The organism is Micromonospora sp. H61 (assembly GCF_018070325.1).
In the GTDB taxonomy this organism is placed as follows: domain Bacteria; phylum Actinomycetota; class Actinomycetes; order Mycobacteriales; family Micromonosporaceae; genus Micromonospora; species Micromonospora salmantinae.
The window spans coordinates 1-2,395 of sequence record NZ_JAGPXY010000185.1; the positions used below are offsets into that span (position 1 = coordinate 1).

3 protein-coding genes are annotated in these 2,395 nt (G+C 62.7%); 1 reads left to right on the top strand and 2 read right to left on the bottom strand.

The features are described from left to right. Positions 1 to 222, bottom strand: a 222-nt coding sequence (locus KBX08_RS32940; protein ID WP_210787658.1) for an NUDIX domain-containing protein, incomplete at its 3' end; no start/stop codon positions are given. A gap of 1,451 nt (positions 223 to 1,673) precedes the next feature. On the opposite strand from KBX08_RS32940, the gene KBX08_RS32945 reads away from it, so the two are divergent. Then, a complete protein-coding gene (locus tag KBX08_RS32945; RefSeq protein ID WP_210787659.1) occupies positions 1,674 to 2,048 on the top strand; it encodes a hypothetical protein in 375 nt (124 codons plus the stop codon). Positions 2,049 to 2,238: 190 nt separating this feature from the next. On the opposite strand, the gene KBX08_RS32950 is transcribed toward KBX08_RS32945, so the two are convergent. Beyond that, positions 2,239 to 2,395, bottom strand: a 157-nt coding sequence (locus tag KBX08_RS32950) for a Smr/MutS family protein (protein WP_210787660.1), incomplete at its 5' end; no start/stop codon positions are given.

Here is a 2,395-nt window from a genome sequence, read left to right on the forward strand (position 1 = left end):
GACCTGAGGCGGGTCGACATCGAGAGCAAGACCGACCTCTTCGCGCAACTCTCGCCGCAGCGCGGCCAGTGGCGTCTCGCCGTCTTCGACGCCACCCCCGGGAGTGATCCAAACGGCGATCGTGCCAGCCGGATCGGGAATGGCGAGTCGTAGCAGCAGAACCCGGTCGTCCTCATCGACGACGACCGCACGCGCCGATCGCCGCAGGTTCACCGTCGACATCAGGACACCCTACGGGTCAACGATCACCGTCGACACCCGCGCTCACGACCTTGATAGCTACCCGCCGCTAATCGGGGCTACGGGTAAGTGAGTTAGGAGGTTCCAGAGCAGACTGGCGGTGTAGTGGAACCTGGAAGGGCCGGGGTGTGGGCCGGATGCCTTTGCGCGCTGTTCTGGACGCCGCACGAGACTGCGGCATCCGCACGTGTCGCTGAACGCGGAGTGGGCGAACTCCGCCGCGAAGCTGTACGCCGCTGAAGCGGTTTTGCACAGCTGAGTCGTTCGAGGGAGGGGATGTTGCCAGCCCGTGGCCGGAACCGCGTAGTTGCTCGCCAGTCGCGGCAGGATAGAAGCCGACTTGTGGCGTGGTGAGCACGCCTCGAAGGGGAGTGCCAGGGCGGGAGTCCAGAACAGGAGGGGAGTACTGGACCCCCGCATGATTTGGCTATACGACTCTGAGGGCAGTCGTCAAAGGTCGGGCGCCCTTGCCCGTGTCCCTCAGCACAAGCACCGTCAGGTGCTTGTGAAACCAGTGCCGCAAGACATTGGCGAGCACCAGCTGTGATCTTGCAATCAGCTTCGGAGTAACGTCATTGCACAAGACGGTGCTCAAATGATGTGCACCCTCTCGACTTCCCCGTCCGGGTGAATGACCCGGATGCTTCCCCCGCCTCGCTTGCACATCTCCTGGATCACGGCGTAGACCTGCAGGGCACGGTTAACCGTATCGGTTTTGGAGTCCCCCGATTCCTTGCTCGCTTTTTCCAGGGCCTCGCTCGAACGAGGCGTCAAGTTGACTGTAAGGCGCACTAGCTGACCTCCTGTGCCCGTACTCCCTGGCGGGAGGTCGTCGGCCTTAGGGGTGTCGCGCCGCGGCGCCGAGGGGGAGGACACTTGCGGGCCATCCTCATCGGGGTGGGTACGGATGTGTTCTTCAGTGCCTTGACGGTCGAGCACGCTCGTCCTTACTGGCATTGTAAGTTCATCCCCTTTCATACCCTTTCCTTGCTCGGAATGTCGCTAGGACAGGTGGCTTCACCCTCTCCGGTTGGAGAGTTGGCCCTACGGGGGCAGGCGAAAGCCACCTACACGCAGTAACGACATAGTCACCTCCCAGGTTCGGGTTGTACGGCACTTACGCGCCGGTAGTATGCATCTTTGCAGTATCTCTTGCCTAGCCCGAACCTGCCACCCGGGATCCGCAGGTGCGGTAGTCTGACCCATTCCCCTTCCCCACCGTACAGGCGCAAGACGTCGGGCTGCATCCTCTGGACGTATGAGTGCTGCATGATCACCGTACGTTTGTACGCGTAAGGCGCGTACCCGAGTGGCTTTCCGATGCGCGTGACGGTGTACTCTCGGTCAGGTTCGATGGTGCACGCAGGGCAGCCCCTCGTCGGGGGGCGGCCACGGTGGGCAAGCTAAGAAGTGGCCTCAAGAAGGGGTTGAACATGGCGAAACCGCCGCGGCAGCCGGAGCAGGTGAACATGGACCTGACGGCAGAACCCGGAGAAGGCGTCCCAGGAGAACGGGCTGATCCCGTAATCCGAAGGAACACGGTCAACATCAAGTTCTGGGTCAACAGGGTGCTAGGCCTCGAGCTCGGTCTAGAGGAGTCCGAGACGAACGCCCGAAGCGCCTCCGTGGTGCACTTCGCGGTCATCACAGGACTGACCATGATCATGCTCTTCATCGTCTGGGCCATGAGCCACAGCACGGTGCTCAGCCTCGTCGCCGGCGCCATCACGATGGTGGCGGGAATCCTCTTCGTGCGCACTACCCACGCGCACAAGCGGGGAGCTGAATCTGATCGACCGGGCGCCTGAGCAGGGCCCCGGGTCTCGTCGACCCGGGGCCGCCTGCCTCTGTGTGAGCATCGGGATGACGGTGAGATGCTGCCATCATCGCGTGGCACAGATCCAGTACTACTAAGCGCGAACAACGGCGGAAGATGCCGAACCGACGGCGTTTCGGCCACGTCCGGGACTGACGTTCAGGGTCGGGAAGCCGGGGCACTCACTTCCAGCGGAAGTGGACGAAGAGGCGGCCGAAGTTCTTCGAGTCCTTTTCGACCCGGTGGTAGAGCTGCTTGACGTCCTTCTGGTCGAGGAACCGCAGCACCCGCTTCTTGAGCTGGCCGGACCCCTTGCCGGGGATGATCTCGACGAGGGTG